The sequence below is a fragment of the Rhodanobacter sp. C06 genome, from assembly GCF_002001105.1.
Lineage (GTDB): Bacteria > Pseudomonadota > Gammaproteobacteria > Xanthomonadales > Rhodanobacteraceae > Rhodanobacter_A.
The window spans coordinates 69,869-92,573 of record NZ_MUNP01000028.1; the positions used below are offsets into that span (position 1 = coordinate 69,869).

General features: G+C 66.2%; 17 protein-coding genes and 2 tRNA genes. 10 read left to right on the plus strand and 9 right to left on the minus strand.

Annotation, left to right across the window (positions count from 1 at the left end):
* Positions 1 to 82 precede the first annotated feature (82 nt).
* Both B0E52_RS02725 and uvrB read right to left on the minus strand, forming a co-directional pair.
* Positions 83 to 157: transfer RNA gene (locus tag B0E52_RS02725), tRNA-Val, on the minus strand.
* A 76-nt stretch (positions 158 to 233) separates the two neighbouring features.
* A complete protein-coding gene (uvrB, locus tag B0E52_RS02730) occupies positions 234 to 2,252 on the minus strand; it encodes an excinuclease ABC subunit UvrB (protein WP_077481515.1) in 2,019 nt (672 codons plus the stop codon).
* Between the two features lie 152 nt (positions 2,253 to 2,404).
* Here uvrB and B0E52_RS02735 point away from each other — a divergent pair, with 152 nt between their 5' ends.
* Positions 2,405 to 2,962 carry a GspH/FimT family pseudopilin gene (locus B0E52_RS02735; protein WP_077481601.1) on the plus strand — a complete coding sequence of 186 codons (558 nt, stop codon included), beginning with the start codon at positions 2,405 to 2,407 and terminating at the stop codon, positions 2,960 to 2,962.
* A gap of 55 nt (positions 2,963 to 3,017) precedes the next feature.
* Here the strand turns inward: B0E52_RS02735 and B0E52_RS02740 are convergent.
* The 4 genes from B0E52_RS02740 to B0E52_RS02755 all read right to left on the minus strand — a co-directional run bounded on the left by B0E52_RS02740 (position 3,018) and on the right by B0E52_RS02755 (position 10,828).
* A tRNA-Asn gene (locus tag B0E52_RS02740) sits at positions 3,018 to 3,094 on the minus strand.
* Between the two features lie 68 nt (positions 3,095 to 3,162).
* Positions 3,163 to 4,563 (minus strand): nucleotide 5'-monophosphate nucleosidase PpnN, encoded by a 1,401-nt coding sequence (ppnN, locus tag B0E52_RS02745; protein WP_077481603.1) that lies wholly within the window; start codon positions 4,561 to 4,563, stop codon positions 3,163 to 3,165.
* Between the two features lie 218 nt (positions 4,564 to 4,781).
* A complete protein-coding gene (locus tag B0E52_RS02750; RefSeq protein WP_077481517.1) occupies positions 4,782 to 8,060 on the minus strand; it encodes a carboxypeptidase regulatory-like domain-containing protein in 3,279 nt (1,092 codons plus the stop codon).
* A gap of 323 nt (positions 8,061 to 8,383) precedes the next feature.
* Complete coding sequence (locus B0E52_RS02755; protein WP_077481519.1) at positions 8,384 to 10,828, minus strand: TonB-dependent receptor; 2,445 nt, start codon at positions 10,826 to 10,828, stop codon at positions 8,384 to 8,386.
* Between the two features lie 123 nt (positions 10,829 to 10,951).
* On the opposite strand from B0E52_RS02755, the gene B0E52_RS18755 reads away from it, so the two are divergent.
* Complete coding sequence (locus B0E52_RS18755) at positions 10,952 to 11,086, plus strand: hypothetical protein (protein ID WP_256363968.1); 135 nt, start codon at positions 10,952 to 10,954, stop codon at positions 11,084 to 11,086.
* Positions 11,087 to 11,440: 354 nt separating this feature from the next.
* Here B0E52_RS18755 and B0E52_RS02760 read toward each other — a convergent pair whose 3' ends face one another.
* Genes B0E52_RS02760 through grxD form a run of 3 tightly spaced genes read right to left on the minus strand, consistent with a single transcriptional unit; the run spans position 11,441 to position 13,177 of the window.
* Positions 11,441 to 12,040: a YhgN family NAAT transporter gene (locus tag B0E52_RS02760; RefSeq protein ID WP_077481605.1), complete on the minus strand. Its 600-nt coding sequence runs from the start codon at positions 12,038 to 12,040 to the stop codon at positions 11,441 to 11,443.
* A gap of 43 nt (positions 12,041 to 12,083) precedes the next feature.
* A complete protein-coding gene (locus B0E52_RS02765; protein ID WP_077481521.1) occupies positions 12,084 to 12,854 on the minus strand; it encodes an SDR family NAD(P)-dependent oxidoreductase in 771 nt (256 codons plus the stop codon).
* Positions 12,851 to 13,177: a Grx4 family monothiol glutaredoxin gene (gene grxD, locus B0E52_RS02770; protein WP_077481523.1), complete on the minus strand. Its 327-nt coding sequence runs from the start codon at positions 13,175 to 13,177 to the stop codon at positions 12,851 to 12,853. Before grxD ends, B0E52_RS02765 begins: the two co-directional genes overlap by 4 nt.
* Before the next feature lie 111 nt (positions 13,178 to 13,288).
* On the opposite strand from grxD, the gene sodB reads away from it, so the two are divergent.
* The 8 genes from sodB to bamA all read left to right on the plus strand — a co-directional run bounded on the left by sodB (position 13,289) and on the right by bamA (position 22,700).
* Complete coding sequence (gene sodB / locus B0E52_RS02775) at positions 13,289 to 13,867, plus strand: superoxide dismutase [Fe] (protein WP_077481525.1); 579 nt, start codon at positions 13,289 to 13,291, stop codon at positions 13,865 to 13,867.
* A 130-nt stretch (positions 13,868 to 13,997) separates the two neighbouring features.
* The gene (gene pyrH, locus B0E52_RS02780; RefSeq protein WP_077481527.1) at positions 13,998 to 14,717 is read left to right on the plus strand and encodes a UMP kinase; all 720 of its coding nucleotides are present in this window, start codon (positions 13,998 to 14,000) and stop codon (positions 14,715 to 14,717) included.
* 79 nt (positions 14,718 to 14,796) lie between these two features.
* Positions 14,797 to 15,354, plus strand: coding sequence for a ribosome recycling factor (gene frr / locus B0E52_RS02785; RefSeq protein WP_077481529.1), 558 nt, complete (start codon positions 14,797 to 14,799; stop codon positions 15,352 to 15,354).
* 201 nt (positions 15,355 to 15,555) lie between these two features.
* Positions 15,556 to 16,296 carry a polyprenyl diphosphate synthase gene (gene uppS / locus B0E52_RS02790; protein ID WP_077481531.1) on the plus strand — a complete coding sequence of 247 codons (741 nt, stop codon included), beginning with the start codon at positions 15,556 to 15,558 and terminating at the stop codon, positions 16,294 to 16,296.
* Between the two features lie 2 nt (positions 16,297 to 16,298).
* A complete protein-coding gene (locus B0E52_RS02795; protein ID WP_077481533.1) occupies positions 16,299 to 17,117 on the plus strand; it encodes a phosphatidate cytidylyltransferase in 819 nt (272 codons plus the stop codon).
* A 139-nt stretch (positions 17,118 to 17,256) separates the two neighbouring features.
* Positions 17,257 to 18,435: a 1-deoxy-D-xylulose-5-phosphate reductoisomerase gene (locus B0E52_RS02800; RefSeq protein WP_077481535.1), complete on the plus strand. Its 1,179-nt coding sequence runs from the start codon at positions 17,257 to 17,259 to the stop codon at positions 18,433 to 18,435.
* Positions 18,436 to 18,740: 305 nt separating this feature from the next.
* Positions 18,741 to 20,087, plus strand: a complete 1,347-nt coding sequence (gene rseP / locus B0E52_RS02805) for an RIP metalloprotease RseP (protein WP_077481537.1) — start codon at positions 18,741 to 18,743, stop codon at positions 20,085 to 20,087.
* A 186-nt stretch (positions 20,088 to 20,273) separates the two neighbouring features.
* A complete protein-coding gene (bamA, locus tag B0E52_RS02810; RefSeq protein WP_077481539.1) occupies positions 20,274 to 22,700 on the plus strand; it encodes an outer membrane protein assembly factor BamA in 2,427 nt (808 codons plus the stop codon).
* Positions 22,701 to 22,705: the final 5 nt, after the last annotated feature.

Here is a 22,705-nt window from a genome sequence, read left to right on the forward strand (position 1 = left end):
CGCGGGGTCAGTGCGTGGTCAGCCCGCACCGGAAACAGAAACGGCGCAAAGCCCGAAAGCCGCGCCGTTGCTGGTTTGAAGGTGGTGGGCGGTACAAGGATCGAACTTGTGACCCCTACCATGTCAAGGTAGTGCTCTACCGCTGAGCTAACCGCCCGATTCGCGTGGCAGAGGCCGCACGAGCCGCGCAGTATAGGCGACTCCCGGGCCAGCCACAAGCCGCCCAGCCCCGCTCAGCGCAGCGCTTGCTCGCGCAATTGATGGATCTGGTCGCGTAGCTTCGCCGCGTCCTCGAACTCCAGGTTCTGGGCATGCTTGTACATCTGCGCCTCCAGCTTCTTGATGGCGGCAGCGGCCCTGGCCGGGTCCATCGCCTCGTAGCTGGCCATCGGCTCGGCCACGGCGCGCTGCCGGCTCTTGCCGCCACGGCCGCGCGTCGGCGCCTCGCTGCGGGCACCTTCCATGATGTCGGCGATGCGGCGCACCACCGTGGTCGGCGTGATGCCGTGCGCTTCGTTGTACGCGAGCTGCTTCTCGCGGCGGCGGGCAGTCTCATCCATCGCCGCCCGCATCGAGCGGGTGACCTCGTCGGCGTAGAGGATGGCCTTGCCGCGCACGTTGCGGGCCGCACGGCCGATGGTCTGGATCAGCGAGCCGGTGGAGCGCAGGAAGCCTTCCTTGTCGGCGTCGAGGATCGCCACCAGCGACACCTCGGGCATGTCCAGGCCCTCGCGCAGCAGGTTGATGCCGACCAGCACGTCGAATTCGCCCAGACGCAGGTCGCGGATGATCTCGCTGCGCTCGATGGTCTCGACGTCCGAATGCAGGTAGCGCACCTTCACGTCGTGCTCGGACAGATATTCGGTGAGGTTCTCGGCCATGCGCTTGGTCAGCGTGGTGACCAGCACGCGATCGCCCATCGCGATGCGCTTGTGCGCTTCGCCGAGCAGGTCATCGACCTGGGTGCGCACCGGGCGCACCTCCACTTCCGGATCGACCAGGCCGGTCGGGCGCACCACCAGTTCGGTGACGGCATCACCGGATTTCCGCAACTCGTAATCGCGCGGCGTGGCCGAGACGTAGATCGCCCGCGGCACCCGCTCCTCCCATTCCTCGAAACGCAGCGGCCGGTTGTCCATCGCCGAGGGCAGGCGGAAGCCGAACTCCACCAGGGTTTCCTTGCGCGAGCGGTCGCCTTTGTACATCGCGCCGATCTGCGGCACGGTGACGTGCGACTCGTCCACCACCAAGAGTCCGTCGGCCGGCAGGTAGTCGAACAGCGTGGGCGGTGGCTCGCCCGGCGCGCGCCGGGACAGATGGCGCGAGTAGTTCTCGATGCCCTGGCAGTAGCCCACCTCGGCCATCATCTCCACGTCGTAACGGGTGCGCTGGTCCAGCCGCTGCGCCTCGACCAGCTTGTTGTCGCGGTACAGCACCTCCAGGCGCTCCTTCAGCTCGTCCTTGATGGTGTCGATCGCGTTGAGCACGCTCTCGCGCGTGGAGGCGTAATGCGTGCGCGGATAGACCGTGTAGCGCGGCACCTTGCGGATCGTTTCGCCGGTGAGCGGGTCGAACAGCGCCAGCCCTTCCACCTCGCCGTCGAATAGTTCGATGCGCAGCGCCTCGGTTTCCGACTCGGCGGGGAACACGTCGATGATCTCGCCACGCACGCGATAGGTGCCGCGGCGCAGTTCCATCTCGTTGCGGGCGTACTGCAGCTCGGTGAGCTGGCGGATCAACTGGCGCTGCTCGATGCGTTCGCCTTTCGCCAGGATCAGGCGAAGCGACAGGTAGTCTTCGGGATTGCCCAGGCCGTAGATCGCCGACACCGTGGCCACGATGATCGCGTCGCGCCGCGACAGCAGCGCCTTGGTCGCCGCCAGCCGCATCTGCTCGATATGCTCGTTGATCGAGGCATCCTTCTCGATGAAGGTATCCGAGGCCACCACGTAGGCTTCCGGCTGGTAGTAGTCGTAGTAGCTGACGAAGTACTCCACCGCATTGTTCGGAAAGAACTCGCGGAATTCGCCGTACAACTGCGCCGCCAGCGTCTTGTTCGGCGCCATCACGATGGTGGGCCGCTGCACCTGCTGGATCACGTTGGCGATGGTGTAGGTCTTGCCCGAGCCGGTGACACCCAACAGGGTCTGCGCGGCGAGGCCCGCCTCGAAACCCTCGCTGAGGCGGCGGATCGCCTCGGGCTGGTCGCCGGCAGGCTGGTAGGGGGCGACGAGTTCGAAGCGATCGGTCATGGCGGACGATATGCGGGCGGATGCCCGCATATTAAATCGCCGCTGCTGACAGCTCTTGTCAGCAGACGCCGACGCCGGCGCCAGCCGCCGGACGGCTGGCCCCACGGACGCGGCTTCCTAGCATGGCCCTTCCGCCCGTGCAGGAGCGCGTCATGGCGATGCGACAGGCTTGCAGCCACCGTGAGAGGCAACGCGGCGTCACCCTCATCGAGCAGATCATGGTGGTGGCGATCCTCGGCGTATTGGCGGCGATCGCCGTGCCGTCGCTGGCGCCATTGCTCCAGCGCAACCAGGTGCAGGTCGCGCAAATCGAGTTCATCGCCGCCCTGCAGCATACGCGCGGCAGCGCGGCGCTCAGCGGCAAGCCCACCCTGTTCTGCCCCAGCCGCGACGGCGTGCAGTGCAGCGGCGAGACACGCTGGGAATCCGGCTGGTTGATCGGCCACGACCCGGCGCGCAAGGGCCAGCCCGACGCGGCACCGCTGCGTAGCCAGGCTGCCTACGCCGGCATCACCATCCTCGGCGACAGCGGCCGTCGGCTCGTGCGCTTCCAGAGCGACGGCAGCGCCAGCGGCATGACCAACACCTGGCGCTTCTGCCGCCACGACCGGCCGGACGAGGCATTGGTAGTGGTGATCGCCAACTCCGGCCGCGTCCGCGGTGCGAAGGCCAGCGCAGAACAGGCCGCCAGTTGCGCCGCAGCGCAGTAATCGCGAAAGCATGAACGCAAAAAGGCCGGCATCGCTGCCGGCCTTTTCATTTGTCTGGCGCCCGAAGCTGGACTCGAACCAGCGACCCCCTGATTAACAGTCAAGTGCTCTAACCAGCTGAGCTATTCGGGCGGGAGCTGCGTAGTTTGTCGATCGGGCGGCGGACTGTCAAGCCGCCGGGACGTCCCGTATACGCCCTATCAGCCGGTGATCACGCGATAGCACGGCACGTAGGCCGCGCCGCCTGGGAGCTTCATGCGATGTTGCTCCACGAAGGCCCGCAGCAACTTGTCCAGCGCCTGCATGATGTCGCGGTCGCCGTCGATGTCGAACGGGCCGTTCTGCTCGATCGCCTGCACACCCTCCTCCTTCACGTTGCCGGCCACGATGCCGGAGAACGCGCGGCGCAGGTCGGCCGCCAGATCGTGCAGCGGGCGGCCGTGGCGCAACTGAAGGCCGCGCATCGCCTCGTGGGTGGGGCGGAACGGCGTCTGGAATTCCAGCGGGATGCGCAGCGCCCAGTTGAAGAAGAACGCGTCCTTGGTGTCGAGGCGGTTGTTGCGCACCTTGTCGATGCCTCTGGCCATCGCCCTTGCCACCGCAGCCGGATCGTCCACGATGATCTGGTAGTGCGCGGCCACCGCGTCGCCCAGCGCGAGGCGCAGGAAGCGGTCGATCTGCTCGAAATAGGCGGCGGACTGCTTCGGCCCGGTGAGGATCAGCGGGAACGGCGCGCCGGCGTTGTCCGGGTGCAGCAGGATGCCCAGCAGGTAGAGGATCTCCTCGGCCGTGCCCACGCCGCCGGGAAACACGATGATGCCGTGGCCCATGCGCACGAAGGCTTCGAGGCGCTTCTCGATGTCCGGCATGATGACCAGCTGGTTGACGATCGGGTTCGGCGACTCGGCCGCGATGATGCCGGGCTCGGTGATGCCGATGTAGCGGTTGTTGCGTCGGCGCTGCTTGGCGTGCGCGATCGTGGCGCCCTTCATCGGCCCCTTCATCGCGCCCGGGCCGCAGCCGGTGCAGATGTCCATGCCGCGCAGGCCGAGCTGGTAGCCCACCGCCTTGGTGTAGTCGTACTCCTCGCGCGAGATCGAGTGGCCGCCCCAGCACACCACCAGGTTCGGGTCGATGAAAGGCTTGAGGATGCGCGCGTTGCGCAGGATCTCGAACACCACCTGGGTCAGCGCGTCGGACGGTTCGAGATCGGTGCCGATCTGCTCCAGCTGGGTGGACACGTAGACGATGTCGCGCACCACCGCCACCAGCAGCTCGTTGATGCCACGGATGATCTGGCCGTCCACGAAGGCCTGCGCCGGCGCCTTGGTCAGCTCGATCTTGATGCCGCGGTCCTGCTGCAGCACCTGGATGTCGAAGTCCGGATACTGCTCGAGGATTGCCCGCGGATCGTCGCTGATCGCGCCCGAGGTCAGCACCGCCAGCGCGCAGCGGCGCAGCAGCGCGTGCAGGCCCGAGTCGCTGGCGCCGCGCAGGCGCGCCACCTCGTGGCGGGAAAGGATGTCCAGGCCACCGGCGGGCGAGATGCGCGCGCTCACCGTGGCGTTGCGACCGGCGGCGCCGGCACCTGCATCGTTCATCAACATCTCCATGCCACTGTCCCGCGGGCACACGCCCGCGCGGATGCGGCGACCCCGAAGCTTCCCGCCTCGACCGAAGCCGCGTCAAGCCAAAACGGCAGGCGTGCCGTTTTGCATGCTGCCGGCGCCCGCAAGGGTGACGCACAAGGATGTGCGCCATGACAAAAAAACCGGCGCCCTCGCGGGCGCCGGCCTGATGCTGCATTGCCGCTGACAGCTTAGAACTTGTATTTCACGGTCAGCAGGACCGACCAGCGCTGGGCCAGGTCATCGTTGTTGTTGATGTACACCGGGATCGGCTGCGGGCTGTAGTGGCCGTTCTGGATGTAGTTGGTGCAGGTCTTGGCGCCGCCGCAGCTGATGTCGTAGATGTACTTGCCGGTGGCCGTATCCACGCCGTAGAAGTCGGCCAGCGCGCGAGCACCCGGGAACGGCACGCGCTTCTCGATGCCCCAGTTCTTGTTGAGCATGTTGCCGAAGTTGTAGATGTCCAGCCGCACCTCGCCCTTGTTGCCCTTGAAGATGCCGGGGATCTCCTGGCTGAAGCTGAGATCCAGCTGATTGATCCAGCCGGCGCGGGCGCCGTTGCGCTTGGCGATGCTGCCCGCGTGGTCGCGCAGGTACTCGTTGCCCTGGATGTAGTCGTAGAACTGCTGGATCAGGGCCGGATCGGTGCCCGGGCGGAACTCCACCTGGCCCGGCTTCGGGATGAACACCAGGTCGTTGGCGAAACTGTCGCCGTTCGCGTCGTTGCCATAGGTCCAGCTGTATGGCGAGGCCGAGTGGCCGTCGAAGAACGCGCCGAACGTGGTGGCGTAGTCGCCGAAGAAGCGGTGCTGCCAGGTCAGCGAGGCGATCACGCGCCACGGGATCGAGTAGTTCGAGGTGCTGGCCACGTTCTCGCTGGGGTTGGTCAGGTAGTTCTTCGAGTAGTTGGACAGCGCCACGCTGGACGTGCCCGGATTCACCTCGGTGGAGCGGCCCCAGGTGATGCCGGTCATCGCCATCCAGCCGTCCGCGAACGGCTTCTTCAGCGCCAGGGTGAGGCTGTCGGCCTTGCCCTGGCTGGAATTGGCGAGGTTGATGTTGGCATTGGAGAACGCCGGGTTGGCGTTGTAGGTCACCGTCTGGTTCTTCGCCTTGGGATCCAGGTTCGGATAGCGGTAGAAGCTCAGGCGACCGTCAGGCAACACGCCGGTGGGCGCGCCGGTATTGATGTTCTGGAACCAGATCGCGTCGCGCTGCTTGATGTGCTGGTAGTCCGCGGTGGCGATCAGGCCCCACCACGGCAGCTCCTTGTCGAAGCCCAGGCTGAACTTCCACGCGCTGGGGATGCGGAAGCCCGGCGAGATGGTGTTCACCGTCATCTGGCCGGTGCCGGCCGTGCCGTCGTTCTGCGCATTCGGGTTGGGGCTGAACGCCGGCAGGTTGCTGTTGCAGCCCTTCTGGGTCGGGCCGCAGTTGAACTGGGTTTGGGTCATGCCGGAGTTGGAGAAGATGTTGCCCAGCCACACGCCCGGCGGGTTCGACACGAACAGGCCCACGCCCCCGCGCAGCTGGGTCATGTGCTCGGTATCGAAGCTGTAGTTGAACGACATGCGCGGTTGCACCACGCGGTTGCCGTTGATCGTGGTCTGGTTGCTGCGGCCGAACGCGGCCGCGAAGGTCGGGTTGTAGATCGGCCGGTCGCTCATCAGCGGGATGTCGACGCGCACGCCGTACTGCACCGACAGGTTGCTGTTGACCTGCCAGGTATCCTGCAGGAACACGCCCCACTGGTTGAGGTTGTAGGCGGCGGCGGTGTCGGCCAGCGACAAGCCGTTGGCCGGACGGTTGTAGCGGTACTGGTAGTACAGGCCCTGGGCGAACGCGTCGAGGCCGTTGCTCGGACCACCGGTCAGGTTCTCGAAGATGTAGCTGCCGTACAGGTTCTGCAGGAACAGGTTGTAGTACTCGCCGCGCTCGAAGTCGAAGCCGCCCTTCACGGTGTGGTCGCCCAGGAACAGGGTGCCGGCCCAGGCCGCGTTCCAGGTCTTCACCTTCAGCACGTTGGCCTGGCTGGAGTACTCGGTGCCGAACTCCACGTTCGGGCCGCCGAAGACGCCCGGGTACACGGTGACGTCAGGCATCGCCACGCCGTTGTACGGGCCGCGGTTCTGCGTGAAGTTGCGGTACGACACGGTGGTATCGGTGGAGAACACGTCCGACCAGTCGTCGTAGAAGTGCAGCGCGTAGCTCTTGTTGTCGACCTTGGTGGTGTACCAGCCGCTGGACAGCCGCAGGTTGGTGGGGCTGCCGGTGATGATCGGCTTGGTTTCCTTGGTTTCGCTGAAGGTGAAGCTGGCGCGGTGGTTGTTGCTGATGTTCCAGTCGATCTTGCCGAGGTAGCGCTTGTCCTGCAGGTTGGAGTTGCCGCCGCCCACGCTGCCGAGGTCGGTCATGCCGTATTTCTGCGCGGCGATCTGGCGAATCTGGTCGACCTGGGCCGAGGTCAGGCCAGCCACCGGACTGGCGGCCCCGGAATCGGCCGGGCCGTAGGGGCTGCCCGCCGCCACCTGGGTGCTCTTCTCCATCGAGGCGAAGAAGAACAGCTTGTCCTTGATGATCGGGCCGCCGATCGTCGCGCCGCCGGTCCACTGGCGCGAGAAGCCCTTGTAGCTGGCGCCCTGGCGGTTGTCGCCGATCATCTTGTCGTTCTGGAACGCGTAGTACACCGAGCCGTGGAAATCGTTGGTGCCGCTCTTGGTCACCGCGTTCACCGCCGCGCCGAGGCCGCGGCGGTTCGCCACGTCGTAGTTCGCGGTGGAGATGTTGTATTCGGCGATGGTGTCCATCGAGATCGGCGTGCCCAGCGTGGGCAGGCCGTTCGCGTTGAGGCCGAACGGATCGTTCGCGCTCATCGAATCGACGGTGATGTTGTTGTAGCGGCTGTTCTGGCCCACCGCGGAGATCTCGCCGCGCTCGCGGTCGGTGATCACCACGCGGGGGTCCATGCGCACGATGTTCTGGATCGAGCGGTCCGGCGCCGGCGCGGCTTCGAGTTCGCGCTGCGAGACGTTGGTGGAGATGCCCTTGTTGTCCGGCGTGAAGGTCTGCATCAGCGCGCTGGCCGACACGGTGACCGCACCCAGGTCCTTCACCTGCTTGGCCTGCTCGGCGCCCACGGTCAGGTTGACCGAGGTGTCCTGCGCCAGCTGCAGGTAGACGTTCTTCTGCTCGATCTGGGCCATGCCGGCCTTGGACGCGGTCACGTCGAACGGGCCGCCCACGCGCAGGCCCTGCGCGGCGTAACGGCCGTCCGCACCGGTGGTGGTGATCTTGGTGGTGCCAGACGGCTCGTGCACGATCTGCACCGTGGCGCCGGCGACCGGCTGGCCATTGGCGTCGAGCACGCGGCCGCTGATCGAGGACGAAGTGTCTTGGGCGAGCACGGGCGAGGCCGCCAGCAGCGTGGCGATGGCTACCGGGAGGAGTTTGGTGCGCAGACTATTGTTCATCGAGATTCGACCCCTGAGAGATTCGCAAGAGAAACACGGGACCAGCGCAGAGGGTCCATCCCTCTTGCCATTTTAAGTAACTGATTCCATTGAAATAACTTGATGTACCGGGGTGTGCGACCGCAAGGTCGCCCCGGACCCATCACGACGAATGTAACCGCATTATATTACAGAATCGTAACTTTTAACGGAATCGTCGCACTCGCTTGCGAACCCTCGCCGCGATCGCAAGGACTACCCACTTGCGCGGCACCAGCACGAAAAAAGCCGCCTCCCGGAGGAGGCGGCTTCGGAGACACCGCTTGCGCGGGCCACGGGTTCGGTCAGAAGAACGAGGCGCCGAAGGTCACCATGACCGCCCGGTCCTGCAGCAGCGAGTAGTACGGCGCGGAGGCGTACAGGACCGTACCGTTCGCGTCCTTGATCTTGCCGGGGTTCGACGCGAGGAAGGAGCCGATGTTGTTGGCGTAGGTCAGCGCCTTGCGGTCCGTGATGTTGAACACGTTGAGCTTGATGTACGGCTTGCGGAACCACGAGGCGAAGTCGCCGAACTTCCAGCCCGCATTGAAGTTGAACACGGTGTAGCCACCAGCCTTCTCCGTGTTGGACCAGTCGCCCCAGACCGCGCCGCGGTACTTCGCGTCCACGCTGGCCCAGAACGGCCCCTGGTCGTAGCTGAGGCGCAGGTAGCCGGAATTCTTCGGCGTGTTCAGGAAGGTCTTGCCGTTCGTGTCGTAGATGCCGTCGCCCAGCGTGTTGACGTCAGACTTCAGCGTCGCCTTGGAGTAGGTGTAGGTAGCGTAGAGGGTCCAGTTCGGCGTGAACTTGTAGCTGGCCTCACTGCTCACGCCACGCATCTGCACCATGGGCAGCGCCAGGTAGACCGTCTGTCCGGTGTTCTCGTCATAACCCGACACCTGCTTGTTGCGCAGGTTGGAGGCGTAAGCATCCACGTTGGCGGAGAAGCGGGCGCCGTAGTAGCGCCAACCGAGGTCGGCGGTGGTCGCCGTCTCCGGCTTGGTGGAGTAGTTGCCGGAAGACAGCGCACCCGGCGCATTCGCCACCGCGGCGTTCTGCAGCAGCGCGCCATTGATCGGTGCGCGGAAGGTCTTGCCCACGCCGAAGTAGAACTGGTTCTCGTCGTTCAACTGGTACTTGACGCCCGCCGTCGGACTGACCTTGTGGTAGCTGGCGGTGAAGTGGCCGCCGATCTGGCTGTAGTACTTGCGCACCGAGCCGGGCCACTCGTAGTCGTAGCCGCTGCGCTCTTCCCACAGGTAGGCGGCACCGAGGGTGAACGTCCACTTGTCGTTCGGCGTCCAGGTGTCGGTGGCGAAGAACTTGCGCGTATCAGTCTGCGTGTATTCGTTGTAGGTCTTCTGCACCGTGCCGTCCGGATAGCGGATCAGGTCGACCTGGCCCCACAGGTCGGAGGGCACGCCCGTGGCCGGGTCGACCGGGCTGAACACCTGCGCCTGCTGCTGGCGCGGCTTGTCCCACCAGAAGCCGTACTCGAGACTGTTGTCCTCGCCGAAATCCTGATTCAGCTTGGCGATGATGCCGGGCCGATAGGTGTACGAGGTGCTGAGCCCATACGCCAGGTCGGTCCCCTTGAGCTTGCCGTCGCCATTGAGATCCTGGTTGGTGTACTGGTACAGGTTCTGCGTGGACGTCGTTTCCGTGAACGTGGCGCCACTGCCGCCGCCGCCGTAGCCGTACTGGAAGTAGGGCACGACGGACAGGCGCAGGTTGTCGCTCAGCCGGAATTCGCCATCCAGGCTGGCCAGCCAGCTGCGGAACGGATTGACGTGCAGCAGATAGAAGTTCTTGTCGGTGCTGGGGTTGCCGGTCAGCGTGGTGTTGTAGCCGGAGTCGTAGCCGTATTGCGCGATCTGCGCCTTGGTCAGGCTGTCGTAGCTGTTCTTCACCTCGCGGTTGTACTGGAACGAGGCCGAGATGGAATTGTTGTCGTCGATGGTCCAGATCGACTTGCCATCGACCTTGGTCACCTGCATCTGGCCTGCGCCGCGCCACATGTCAGCGGAGTTGTTGGAATACGACACCCAGGAACGCACCGGGCCGGTGTCGCCGGTATTCAGGCGCAGGAAGGTGCGGCGATAATCGTTGCTGCCGAAGGTCTGGCTCACGTCCAGGCCGGCCGTGTGCGGCGGATCGAGCGTGACCCAGGCGATCGAACCGCCCGCGGCGCCGGCAATCGGCGTATCCACGTCCGGGTAGCCCTGCAACACGGTGATGTCGCCCATGTTTTCGGTATCACCGTATTCGGTCGAGTAAATCCTGTAGCTGCCACTGTCGTTGATCGGCGCGCCGTTCACGGTGACGCCGATCTCGTCATTGGTGAAACCGCGAATGCTGTAATTGCCGTCGTTGAGGCCGGTCACGTCGTCGGTGGACGCATCCACGCCGGGAATGCTGTCGATCATCTGCACGAAAGTGCCACCCGGCGCCGCCTTGACGATGGCATCGCGGCTGATCGTGGAAACCGCCTTCGGCGCTGTCTGCACCGACATCAGGCCACCGCCCAACGCCAGGCTCTGGGCCTGCACGGTGACTGCGCCGAGCTGCTGCACGCGACGGGTGTCGTTCGAGGTCGTGGTGTTCGATGTACTCGACACGTTGGCACGCTGCTGCTTGGCCGGGCTGGTCGTGTCGGTGCCGTTCTGGCTAGTGGTGGTTTGTGCCAGCGCCAGGCCCGACGCCATGCAGCAGGCCAGCGCGATCGCCAGGGAAAGATGATTTCGTTTCATTCGTCGGAACCCCATTGGTGGATTTTCATTCGGATTCGACCTGCAACCCCGGAGCAAAGAGTCGGCACTTGGCTCGGACGCCGTGCAGACCTCGCGAGCAGCGCAATCCGTCACCATCCCTGCATGGCCCTGCAGCCGATCGGGCTTATGCAAATGGTTCGGAATGACGCCCATCGCTCGCACGAGCCGGAGCGCATCCATCAATTTCTTGCCATTCCTGCAAGAAAAAACGATTTCTTCAGGCGCAAAAAAACCTGACCCTCTGGGTCAGGTGGATGGATGCGGTTTTACCCGCGCGGCCCGGCAGCGCAAATCACGCCACAACCGCTGAACTCTCTGGGATTCGCCCGTGGAATCCTCAAGCCAATGTTAGCATTTTGGCGAGCTTTCTTGACGACATTTTTACGATTGCCGCCGACCACGCGCAAGTGTCGCCACTCTGTTTATCCCATCACCGGACGCTTCGCAGCAGTCGGCAGCAAACCGAGACCAAGCTGCACGCGGGAGTGGCCCGGCTTCCGTAAATCGCCCGTTCGATGCCGCGCATCTTCACGCATCTCACCGCGGCGGCAATCGCGGCAGTGGAGCCCCGCAAGGAAGCGACAACCGGACTCAGATGTGCAGGTGCAGATACGCCGCCAAACCGCCGAGGAACATCTGCACCGCCATCGCGATCAGCAGCATGCCCATCACGCGCTCCAGCGCGGTCAGCACGCTCTCGCCCAACCAGCGGAACAGGTAGGTGGAGCACAACAGGATCACCGCCGTGGCCAGCCACGCGCCGACCAGCGCGATGGCCCAGTCGGCAGTGCGCCCCGGCTGGGTGTTGGTGAGCAGCAGCAGCGCCGCCATCGCCGAAGGGCCGGCCACGCCAGGGATCGCCATCGGCACGATGAAGGGTTCGCCGCCGCCGGACTTGCCGAAGATGCCGCCGCCGTCCGCCGGCGGAAACACCATGCGGATGCCGATCAGGAACAGCACGATGCCGCCGGCGATGCTGATCGAATCGGGCTTGAGCTGCAGCAGGCTCAGCAGCACCTGCCCGCCCACCAGGAAGCCGAGCAGCACGCCCAGCGCGATCAGCAGCTCGCGCACCATCACGCGGCGCCGGCGCTTCGGCGGCACGTCCTTGAGCAGGCTGAGGAAGATCGGGATGTTGCCCAGCGGGTCCATGATCAGGAACAGCATGATTCCCGCCGACAACGTGGTCATCTGCGTTTCCATCAGCACGCCCCTGTTTGACGATGGCGGTCCGTCATGCAGTTTCCCGCAGATCGAGCACATGGCCGCGCGCCGACGCGGCCTGCGCGCCGAGCAACCAGACCATGGCTTCCGCCGCGGCGTCCGGCAACGGGTGCTGCATCGTGTCCTCGCCGAAGTACGCTTGCCGGCGCAGCCGGGTGCGCATCGGCGCGGGCAGCAGCGCATGCACGCGCAGCGGACTCTCGTCGGTCTCTTCGTGCAGGATGGCGGCAAAGCGCTCCAGTGCCGCCTTCGAGGCGCCGTAGGCACCCCAGTGCGCGCGCGCCAGCCGCTCGGGATCGTCCAGCACGAACACCACCGCGCTGTCGGGCGCCTCCTGCAGCAGCGGCAGGCAGGCCTGGGTCAGCGCGAACGGCGCGTTGACGTTGACGTGCATCGCGCGCAGCCAGTCGTCCGGCTTGTGCATCGCGAGCGGGGTCAGCCCGGCGAAGCTGGCGGCGCAATGCGCGATGCCGTCGAGCCGGCCGAAATCGTGGCGCAGGCCGTCGGCCAGCGCGGCGTACTCGCGCGGCGTGGCGGTTTCCATGTCCAGCGGATGGATCACCGGCTCGGCAAGGCCCTCGGCCAGCATCGCGTCGTACAACTGCTCCAGCTGGCGCTTGCGCTTGCCGCTGACGATGACGGTCGCGCCGGCGCGCGTCGCCGCACGCGCCACCGCGCCGCCGAGGCCGCCGTAGGCGCCGGTGACCAGTACCACGCGACCGGCCAGCGAGGTACGCGCGGGCACCCAGCCCGCGGGAAGCCGCATCGTCGGCAGCGTCATTCCTGCGCCGCCCCAGTCACGTCGCCGGCCATGCGCGCCAGCTCGCCGGAAGCTTCGAGATCCACGACGATATCGCAGCCGCCGATCAGTTCACCCTCGATGAACAGCTGCGGAAAAGTCGGCCAGTTCGCGTAGTGCGGCAGTGCGGCGCGGATCTCCGGATCGGCCAGCACGTTCACCGCGTGGAATGGCGCACCGGCCCGCTGCAGCGCCTGCGCGGCGCGGCTGGAAAAACCGCACATCGGGAACTCCGGCGTGCCCTTCATGAAGAGCACGATGGGGTGCGCGGCGAGCAGCGACTTGATTCGCTCGTTTACGTCCATGGCTGGGTGTTTCATCTTTACAATGCGGACAGATCGGTATTGTATCAGTCGACCACCGGCCGTCGCCGGCCGCCGCGATACCTTCCCCCAGCCACCGTCAAGGAGCCTCTCATGGCGATCGAACTCCCCCCGTTGCCCTACGAAAAGAACGCGCTCGAACCGCACATCTCCGCCGAGACGCTGGAGTACCACTACGGCAAGCATCACCAGGCCTACGTGACCAACCTCAACAAGCTGATCGAGGGCACCGAGTTCGCGGACGCGGCGCTGGAAGACATCATCAGGAAGTCCTCCGGCGGCGTGTTCAACAACGCCGCGCAGATCTGGAACCACACCTTCTACTGGAACTCGCTGGGTCCGAAGGGCGGCAAGGAACCCAACGGCAAGCTGGCCGACGCGATCAGCAAGGCGTTCGGCTCGTTCGAGAAGTTCAAGGAGGAGTTCACCAAATCCGCCGCCGGCAACTTCGGCTCGGGCTGGACCTGGCTGGTGCAGCGCCCGGACGGCGCGCTGGGCATCGTCAACACCTCCAACGCCGCCACGCCGATCACCGGCAGCGACAAGCCGCTGCTCAACGTGGACGTGTGGGAACACGCCTACTACATCGATTACCGCAACGCTCGCCCGAAGTACCTGGAAGCGTTCTGGAACCTGGTGAACTGGGAATTCGCGGCGAAGAACCTCGCCTGACCCCCGCGCCGCACCAAGGCGGAGCCTCGCGGCTCCGCCTTTTTCATGCCCGGGATTCGCCGCGCGCTCGCCGCGCCCGACCGCAATCGCTACAATGCGCCGGTTTGCGCCATCACAATCCGGAGTCCCCATGAGCGACCAGCCCCAGTACCGCCGCATCCTGCTCAAGCTCTCCGGCGAGGCGCTGATGGGCGAGGCCGACTACGGCATCGACCCGAAGGTGATCGGCCGGCTGGCCGAGGAGATCATCGAGGTACGCAAGGCCGGCGTGGAAGTGGGCGTGGTGATCGGCGGCGGCAACATCTTCCGTGGCGAGGGCCTCGCCGCGTCCGGCATGGACCGGGTCACCGGCGACCACATGGGCATGCTGGCCACCGTGATGAACGCGCTGGCGATGGCCGACGCGATCGAGAAGCGCGGCGGCTATGCCCGCGTGATGAGCGCGATCCAGATCCACGACGTGGCCGAGGATTTCATCCGCCGCCGCGCGATCCGCCACATCGAGAAGGGCCGCATCGCGCTGTTCGCGGCCGGCACCGGCAACCCGTTCTTCACCACCGACTCGGCCGCCGCGCTGCGCGCGGTGGAGATCGGCGCGGACCTGCTGCTCAAGGCCACCAAGGTCGACGGCGTGTACACCGCCGATCCCGCCCGCCACCCGGACGCCACTCGCTACGACGAGCTGAGCTACGACGAGGTGATCCAACGCAACCTCAAGGTGATGGACACCGCCGCGATCGCACTGTGCCGCGACCACAACACGCCGCTGCGCATCTACGACATGACCGTGCCGGGCAACCTGCTGCGCATCATGCGCGGCGAACAGGTGGGGACCCTGGTGCACAACTGAAGCACCCGGGCCGCGCCGCCGGCCGCCACGGCCGGCGCTGCTATACTCGCCGGCTAGCCAGATCCACCGGGACACGCCCATGATCAACGACATCAAGACCGATGCCCAGACCCGCATGGGCAAGAGCATCGACGCGCTCAAGCACGAGCTCACCCGCCTGCGCACCGGCCGCGCCAGCACCGCGCTGGTGGACGGCATCAAGGTGCCCGCCTACGGTTCGGAGATGCCGCTGAACCAGGTGGCTTCGGTCGCGCTGGGCGATTCGCGCTCGATCATCATCACTCCGTTCGACAAGAGCCTGGTCGGCCCGGTCGAGAAGGCCATCCTGGCCTCGGACATCGGCATCACGCCCACCACCGCCGGCACCGTGATCCGCCTCAACATGCCGCCGCTCACCGAGGAGCGCCGCAAGGAGTTGGCCAAGCATGTGTCGCACGAGGGCGAGAACGCGAAAATCGCGATCCGCAACGTGCGACGCGATGCGATGCAGAAGCTGAAGGACCTGCTCAAGGACAAGCAGATCAGCGAGGACGAGGAGCGTCGCGCGGACGACGAGATCCAGAAGCTGACCGACCGTTTCGTGAAGGATGTCGACGGTGTGGTGAAGGCCAAGGAAGACGAGTTGATGTCCATGTGATGCGTGCTGCGGCAAACCCGCACGCCGCGCATTCTCCCTCTCCCCTCCGGGGAGAGGGCCAGGGTGAGGGGCCAAGCTTGCGACACCCTCGCAATTCAAGCTCGCTCTGATGCAGCATCACCGCGAGCATCCGCCCCTCATCCGCCCCTTCGGGGCACCTTCTCCCCGGAGGGGAGAAGGAGACAAAAGCCCCTCCCGTCGATGACCAAGACGCCAGCCATCCCCCGCCACATCGCCATCGTGATGGACGGCAACGGCCGTTGGGCGAAGGCGCGCCACCGGCCACGCAGCTTCGGCCACAACGCCGGCCGCAAGGCGGTGCGCGAGGTGGTGGAAGGCTGCCTGCGCGAGGGCGTCGCGGCGCTCACGCTGTTCGCCTTCTCCAGCGAGAACTGGAAGCGGCCCGAGGAGGAAGTCGGCGCGCTGATGGCGCTGTTCGTGCGTGCGCTGGACAAGGAAACCGACGAGCTGCATGCCCAGGGCGTGCGGCTGCGCTTCGTGGGCGACCTGGCCGCGTTCGACGCGCCGCTGCGCGAGCGCATGCAGGCCGCGATGGCGCGCACCGCGGGCAACCGCAAGTTGCAGCTCAATATCGCGGTGAACTACGGCGGCCGCTGGGAGATTGCCCAAGCCGCGCGCGAGGCCGCCGCCGCGGTGGCACGCGGCGAGCTGGCCGTCGCGGCCATCGACGAATCCTCGCTCGACCGTTTCATGTGCCTGGCCGAGCTGCCGCCGCTGGACCTGTTCATCCGCACCGGCGGCGAATGCCGGCTCAGCAACTTCCTGCTGTGGCAGGCGGCCTATGCCGAACTGCATTTCACCGATACCCTGTGGCCGGACTTCGACCAGGCCTGCCTGCACCGGGCGATCGAGGACTATGGCCGACGCGAACGCCGCTACGGTCGCACCGGCGAACAGATCGCCACGGACTCCCAGGGGTAAGCATGCTGTTCCAGCGCGTCCTCACCGCCTTGCTGCTCGCGCCGCTGGCGATCCTGATCATCCTGCTGCTGCCCACGCCGTGGCTCGCCGCGGTCGGTGCCGCACTGTTCCTGGGCGCGCTGGAGGAATGGGCGCGCCTCGCCGGCGTGCGGCAAGCCGTCATGCGCATCGCCCTGCTGGTGGTCGCCGCCGCGCTGTTCGTGCTGCTGTGGTTCGCGCATGCCGGCGCGCTGACGCCGCCGCTGCTGGTGCTGGGCGTGGCGTGGTGGCTGCTGGCCTGCGTGTGGCTGGGGCGTTTCGCGTTCGGCGCGGCGCCGACGCCGGAAAACCGCGCGCTGAAGCTCGTGGCCGGCGTCTTCGTGATGTTCCCCGCCTGGATCGCCGTGATCGCCCTGCACGGTCGCGAGCCGCACGGCCATTGGTGGATGCTGCTGGCCCTGCTCATCGTGTGGGCTGCCGACATCGGCGCGTATTTCAGCGGACGCCGGTTCGGCAAGCGCAAGCTGGCGCCGCAGATCAGCCCCGGCAAGACCCGCGCCGGAGCCTACGGTGCGCTGGTCGCCGGCACCCTGGTGTGCCTTATCGGCGGCTGGTTGCTGGGCGTGCGCGGCGCCGCCCTGCTCGGGCTCGCCGTGCTGGCCGTGCTCACCGTGGCCGCCTCGATCGTGGGCGACCTGCTGGAAAGCCTTATGAAGCGCCATGCACAGGTGAAGGATTCGGGCACGATCTTCCCCGGCCACGGCGGCTTGCTGGATCGCATGGACAGCGTGTTCGCCGCGTTGCCGGTGTTCGCGCTGGGCCTGTGGCTGCTGGGGATATGAAAGGCCGGGAATCGGAAACAGGAAACAGGGAATCGAACCGCGGTGCGCGGCTCGTGCCTCGCGCCAGCAAACTCGCCGATAATCCGCTTTTCCTGTTCCCCATTTCCGACTCCCGATTCCCCCGCAAGAGACAAAGGCCATGAAACGCGTCGCCGTCATGGGCGCCACCGGCTCGATCGGCGCCAGCACGCTGGACGTGATCGCGCGGCATCCGGACCGCTTCCGCGCCAGCGTGCTCAGCGCGCACCGCAACGTGGCGGCGCTGGCGGCGCTGTGCGCCACGCATCGCCCCGAGCTGGCAGTGATCGCCGATCCCGCGCTGGAAGGCGAGCTGGCGCGCCGGCTCGCCGCAACCGGCGTGCGCTGCGAGGTGGCCAGCGGCCATGACGCGCTCACCGCCGCCGCATCCGGCACGTTGTGCGACACCGTGGTGGCCGCGATCGTCGGTGCCGCGGGGCTGGACTCCACGCTTGCCGCCGCGCGGGCGGGCAAGCGCCTGCTGCTGGCGAACAAGGAATCCATCGTGCTCGGTGGCCCACTGCTGCTGGAGGCGCTGCGCGCCGGTGGCGGCACGCTGATCCCGGTCGACTCCGAGCACAATGCGATCTTCCAGTGCCTGCCCGGCGGCCGGCCGGAGCTGGCGAAGAGCGGCGTGCGCCGGCTGATCCTCACCGCCTCCGGCGGCCCGTTCCGCGGTCGCACGCGCGCCGAACTGGCGACGGTGACCCCGGACCAGGCCTGCAAGCATCCGAAGTGGTCGATGGGCCGCAAGATCTCGGTGGATTCGGCCACCCTGATGAACAAAGGCCTGGAGGTGATCGAGGCCCACCACCTGTTCGGCGCGGACGCCGCTGCGATCGAGGTGGCGGTGCACCCGCAGAGCCTGGTGCACTCGCTGGTGGAATACGTGGACGGTTCGGTGCTGGCCCAGCTCGGCAACCCGGACATGCGTACCGCGATCGCCCATGCGCTCGCGTGGCCCGAACGCGTGGAATCCGGCGTGGCGCCATTGGATCTCGCCCACTGCGGCGCACTGGAGTTCGAGGCGCCGGACCTCGACACTTTCCGCTGCCTCGCCCTCGCCTACCAGGCGCTGCGCGCGGGTGGCGACGCGCCGGCGATCCTGAACGCGGCGAACGAAGTAGCGGTGGAGGCCTTCCTGGCCGGCGCCCTGCCGTTCCTCGCCATCGCCGAGGTGGTGGAGGGCGTGCTGGCGGAACTGCCGCCGCTTGCCGTGGTCGATGTGGAGTCTCTGGTCGCACGCGACGGCGAGGCGCGGGCCGCGGCCCGGCGCCAGTTGCAAGGAGCCTGCTCATGATTCCCAAGTACCCCGTGTTGTCTTCGAGTGGCCGTCAGGTGGTGGTGGTGCGTGGCGCCGAGCCTGCCTGGCCGGCAGGTCAAGCTACGCGCTACCGCATGGCGGCCACTCGATGACAACCCGAAGGGCCGGGTCTGTTTGCCCGCATCCCTGCGTCATCACTCGGTCGTGGACGGACGTCCACTTCCTCGTTCTTCCTTGGCCTGCGCGCAAACAGTTCCCGGCGCGGAGCACTTGGGAACCATGAGCAGGCTCCCGAGTCTTGCTGATATCCTGTCACCCTTGATTTCCCGCCACGGCGCTTGATGACTTCCTTCTTCGGCTCGGTATTCTGGTTGCTGGTCACGCTGGGCGTGCTGGTGACCTTCCATGAGTTCGGCCATTACTGGGTCGCGCGCCGCTGCGGCGTGAAGGTGCTGCGCTTCTCGGTGGGCTTCGGCAACGCGGTGTGGAAGCGCATCGGCCGCGACGGCTGCGAATACCGGATCGCCGCAATCCCGCTGGGCGGCTACGTGAAGATGCTGGACGCCCGCGAGGGCGTGGTGCCGCCGCAGTTCGAGAGCCAGGAATTCACCACGCAGCCGGTGTGGAAGCGCATCCTGATCGTGCTGGCCGGACCGGGCTTCAACCTGATCTTCACCGTGGCCGCGCTGTGGCTGATGTTCATGCTGGGCCGGCCCGACGCGGCGCCGATCGTCACCGCCAAGCCGCAGAGCATGGCGGCGGTTGCGGGCATCCAGCCGGGCGACCGCATCCTCAGCGTCGACGGCCGCGAGGTGACCACCTGGAGCGATTCGCTGGATGCGGTGGCCAATGCCCTGCTGGGCCGCACCCCGCTGCCGCTGGACATACGCGACCCCGACGGCGCGCAGCGTCAGCTCGTGTTCCCGCTGGACAAGCTGCCACCCGGCCAGACCATCGATCAGTACTTCACCACCCTGGGTCTTCGGCTGGCATCGCCGCCCGCGGTGGCGGCCACCGTGCTGGACGGCCAGCCTGCCGCGCTGGCCGGCATGCAGGGCGGCGACCGCATCCTCAGCGTGGACGGCAAGCCGGTGGCGGATTTCGAGACGCTGGGCAAGCTGGTGCAGCAGGACGCGGCGGTGTCGCCGAAACTGGCGATCGTGGTCGAGCGCAACGGCCGGACGATTCCGCTGGAAGTGGTGGCGGAACGCGAGTCGCTGCAGGGCCGGCCTGCCGACTGGATGATAGGCATCGGCGCACCACCGATGGAAACCGCCACGCTGCGCTACGGCCCGCTGCGCGCGCTGCACGAGGCGCTGACCGGCACCTGGCGCCAGGTCACCCAGACCTTCGGCATGATAGCCAAGATGCTGGGTGGCGAGGCTTCCACCAAGAACCTGTCCAGCGTGATCGGCATCGCGCAGATGGCCAACGCCAGCGCCCACATGGGCCTGGCCTGGTTCCTGCAGTTCCTCGCCATGGTCTCGCTGAGTCTGGCGGTGCTGAACCTGCTGCCGATCCCCGTCTTGGATGGCGGCCACCTGCTGTATTACCTTATCGAGTTGCTCAAGGGCAGCCCGCTCAGCGAGCAGGCCATGGCGATCGGCCAGTACATCGGGCTGGTGCTGCTGTTCAGCCTGATGGGCCTGGTGTTCTACAACGACATCCATCGCCTGCTGCTGTCGTGACGCCGATGCTCCGTGCCCCCGGTTCGTCGACGCTGCAAACGTTCGTGCCAGCCGCGCCATCGCGCGGCGGCTTGCTGCACCCGGTGCCCCTCGCGGGCACCTGCTCTTTCTCGCGGCAGGGCCCTGCCCTGCCGCGTGCCTTGATCGGGCCGGCGGCCTGATCGAAACCCTCCACCGGAATCGACGATGAAGCGTATCGCCGCCCTGCTGCTGCTTGCCTCCCTCTCCGCCAACGCGCTTGCCTTCGATCCGTTCGTGATCTCGGATATCCGCATCGACGGCCTCTCGCGCATCTCCGCCGGCACGGTGTTCAACTACCTGCCGATGAGCCGCGGCGACCGCATGACCGACGCCACCGCGCAGCGGGCGATCCGTGCGCTGTACCAGACCAAGTTCTTCAGCGACGTGGAGATGGAGCGCGACGGCAACATCCTGGTGATCAAGGTGGTGGAGCGGCCGTCGATCGCCAAGCTCACCATCCGCGGCAACAAGGACATCAAGACCGACGACCTCAAGAAGGGCCTGAAGTCGATCGGCCTGGCCGAGGGCGAGACCTTCGACCGGCTGGCGCTGGACAACGTGCAGCAGGAGCTGATCCACCAGTACTACAACCGCGGCAAGTACAGCGTCTCGGTGATCCCGCACGTGGTGCGGCTGGAACGCAACCGCGTGACGATCGACATCGAGATCCGCGAAGGCCAGGTGGCGAAGATCAAGGAGATCAACATCGTCGGCAACCACGCGTTCACCGACAAGCAGATCCGCGACGGCTTCGAGCTGGGCACGCCGAACTGGATGTCCTGGTATTCCAAGAACGACCAGTACTCGCGCGAGAAGCTCTCCGGCGATCTGGAGAAGCTGCAGTCCTACTACATGGACCGCGGCTACGCCGACTTCGGCGTCGATTCCACCCAGGTGACGATCGCGCCGGACAAGCAGTCGATGTACATCGCCGCCGACGTCAAGGAAGGCGAGATCTACAAGATCTCCGACGTGAAGCTGCTCGGCACCTTGGTACTGCCGGAAACCACGCTGCGCCAGCTGGTGTTCGTCAAGCCGGGCGAGGTGTTCAACCGCGGCGCGATCGAGGCCAGCACCAAGGCGATCAAGGCGCTGCTGGCCAACATCGGCTACGCCTACGCCAAGGTCACGCCGTATCCCAAGCTCGACAAGGACAAGCGCACCGTCGACCTCACGCTCTACATCGAACCGGGCCAGCGCGTGTACGTGCGCCGGGTGGTCTTCGAGGGCAACACGCGCACCGAGGACGACGTGCTGCGCCGCCAGATGCGCCAGCTCGAGGGTTCCTGGTACTCGCAGGCGGCGATCGACCGCTCGAAGATCCGCCTGCAGCAGCTGGGTTACTTCAAGAAGGTCGACATCGACAAGAAGAAGGTGGCGGGCTCGGACGACCAGGTCGACGTCACCGTCAAGGTCGAGGAGCAATCCGCCGGCAGCCTGCAGTTCGGCGTCGGCTACTCGCAGTACTCGGGCATCATCCTGTCCGCCTCGGTATCGCAGCGCAATCTGTTCGGCACCGGCGACAGCGTGTCGGTGAGCGGCGAGCGCAGCAGCTACTACACTAAGTTCAACGTCAACTACTACAACCCCTCGCTCACCGACAACGGCGTGGGCATCGGCTACAGCGCCACCTACTCCAAGACCGACTACGGCAACGTCGACAACAGCGAGTTCGCGAACTACTCCACCAGCCAGAAGGCGGTCTCCACCTACCTCGGCATCCCGATCACCGACTTCCAGAGCATCCGCGCGGGCATCGGCCTCAGCAGCAACAAGATCAACTCGATCCCCGGCTACACGCCGCAGCAGCTGGTCGACTACCAGAACGAGATCGGCAACTACACCGTCCACTCGACGATCGGCACACTGGGCTGGAACCTCGATACCCGCAACGGCTACTGGGCGCCCACCCGCGGCGGCGTGCTGTCGCTGAACGCCGAGGTGGCGCTGCCCACCTCCACCGTGAAGTACTGGAAGCTGACCGGCGAGGCGAACCACTACTGGCCGATCGGCCACGGCTTCGTGCTCTATCTCGACGGCCAGGTGGGCTACGGCAAGACCTACGGCCAGAACGGCATCAGCGACACGCAATTCGACCAGCTCAAGGCCGCCTACGCTGCCAACGGCCAGACCCTCACCGACGTGCGCAACGACTTCCCGTTCTGGGAGAACTTCTACTCCGGCGGTGTACGCGACGTGCGCGGCTTCCAGGACAACACCCTGGGCCCGCGCATCTGTTCCGGCACCGGCACGCCCGACGCGAGCGGCACCTGCAGCGGCAGCTACTACTCGTATGCGCAGCCGATCGGCGGCGCATTCAAGGTGTTGGGCACGGCGGAGCTGTACCTGCCGCTACCCTTCCTCAAGGACGTCAACACCGCCCGCGTGTCCTGGTTCGTCGACGTGGGCAACGCCTACGCGAACTGGCAGAGCTTCAGTGCCAGCACCCTGCGTGCCTCCACCGGCCTGTCGCTGCACTGGCAGGCACCGATCGGCCCGATGATCATCAACTTCGCGCTGCCGTTCCGCACCCAGGCCGACGACGGCCACTACGAGGAACGCATCCAGTTCACCTTCGGCTCCACGTTCTGACCGGG

What these genes read in the sequence shown, in the direction of transcription:
- grxD (WP_077481523.1), bottom strand. Translation starts at nt 13,177, where the DNA reads ATGGACGTAAACGAGCGAATCAAGTCGCTGCTCGCCGCGCACCCCATC.
- B0E52_RS02795 (WP_077481533.1), top strand. Translation starts at nt 16,299, where the DNA reads ATGCTGTTCCAGCGCGTCCTCACCGCCTTGCTGCTCGCGCCGCTGGCG.
- B0E52_RS02735 (WP_077481601.1), top strand. Translation starts at nt 2,405, where the DNA reads ATGGCGATGCGACAGGCTTGCAGCCACCGTGAGAGGCAACGCGGCGTC.
- uvrB (WP_077481515.1), bottom strand. Translation starts at nt 2,252, where the DNA reads ATGACCGATCGCTTCGAACTCGTCGCCCCCTACCAGCCTGCCGGCGAC.
- ppnN (WP_077481603.1), bottom strand. Translation starts at nt 4,563, where the DNA reads ATGAACGATGCAGGTGCCGGCGCCGCCGGTCGCAACGCCACGGTGAGC.
- B0E52_RS02750 (WP_077481517.1), bottom strand. Translation starts at nt 8,060, where the DNA reads ATGAACAATAGTCTGCGCACCAAACTCCTCCCGGTAGCCATCGCCACG.
- pyrH (WP_077481527.1), top strand. Translation starts at nt 13,998, where the DNA reads ATGAGCGACCAGCCCCAGTACCGCCGCATCCTGCTCAAGCTCTCCGGC.
- uppS (WP_077481531.1), top strand. Translation starts at nt 15,556, where the DNA reads ATGACCAAGACGCCAGCCATCCCCCGCCACATCGCCATCGTGATGGAC.
- sodB (WP_077481525.1), top strand. Translation starts at nt 13,289, where the DNA reads ATGGCGATCGAACTCCCCCCGTTGCCCTACGAAAAGAACGCGCTCGAA.
- B0E52_RS02760 (WP_077481605.1), bottom strand. Translation starts at nt 12,040, where the DNA reads ATGACCACGTTGTCGGCGGGAATCATGCTGTTCCTGATCATGGACCCG.
- B0E52_RS02800 (WP_077481535.1), top strand. Translation starts at nt 17,257, where the DNA reads ATGAAACGCGTCGCCGTCATGGGCGCCACCGGCTCGATCGGCGCCAGC.
- B0E52_RS02765 (WP_077481521.1), bottom strand. Translation starts at nt 12,854, where the DNA reads ATGACGCTGCCGACGATGCGGCTTCCCGCGGGCTGGGTGCCCGCGCGT.
- bamA (WP_077481539.1), top strand. Translation starts at nt 20,274, where the DNA reads ATGAAGCGTATCGCCGCCCTGCTGCTGCTTGCCTCCCTCTCCGCCAAC.
- B0E52_RS02755 (WP_077481519.1), bottom strand. Translation starts at nt 10,828, where the DNA reads ATGAAACGAAATCATCTTTCCCTGGCGATCGCGCTGGCCTGCTGCATG.
- rseP (WP_077481537.1), top strand. Translation starts at nt 18,741, where the DNA reads ATGACTTCCTTCTTCGGCTCGGTATTCTGGTTGCTGGTCACGCTGGGC.
- frr (WP_077481529.1), top strand. Translation starts at nt 14,797, where the DNA reads ATGATCAACGACATCAAGACCGATGCCCAGACCCGCATGGGCAAGAGC.
- B0E52_RS18755 (WP_256363968.1), top strand. Translation starts at nt 10,952, where the DNA reads ATGGCCCTGCAGCCGATCGGGCTTATGCAAATGGTTCGGAATGACGCC.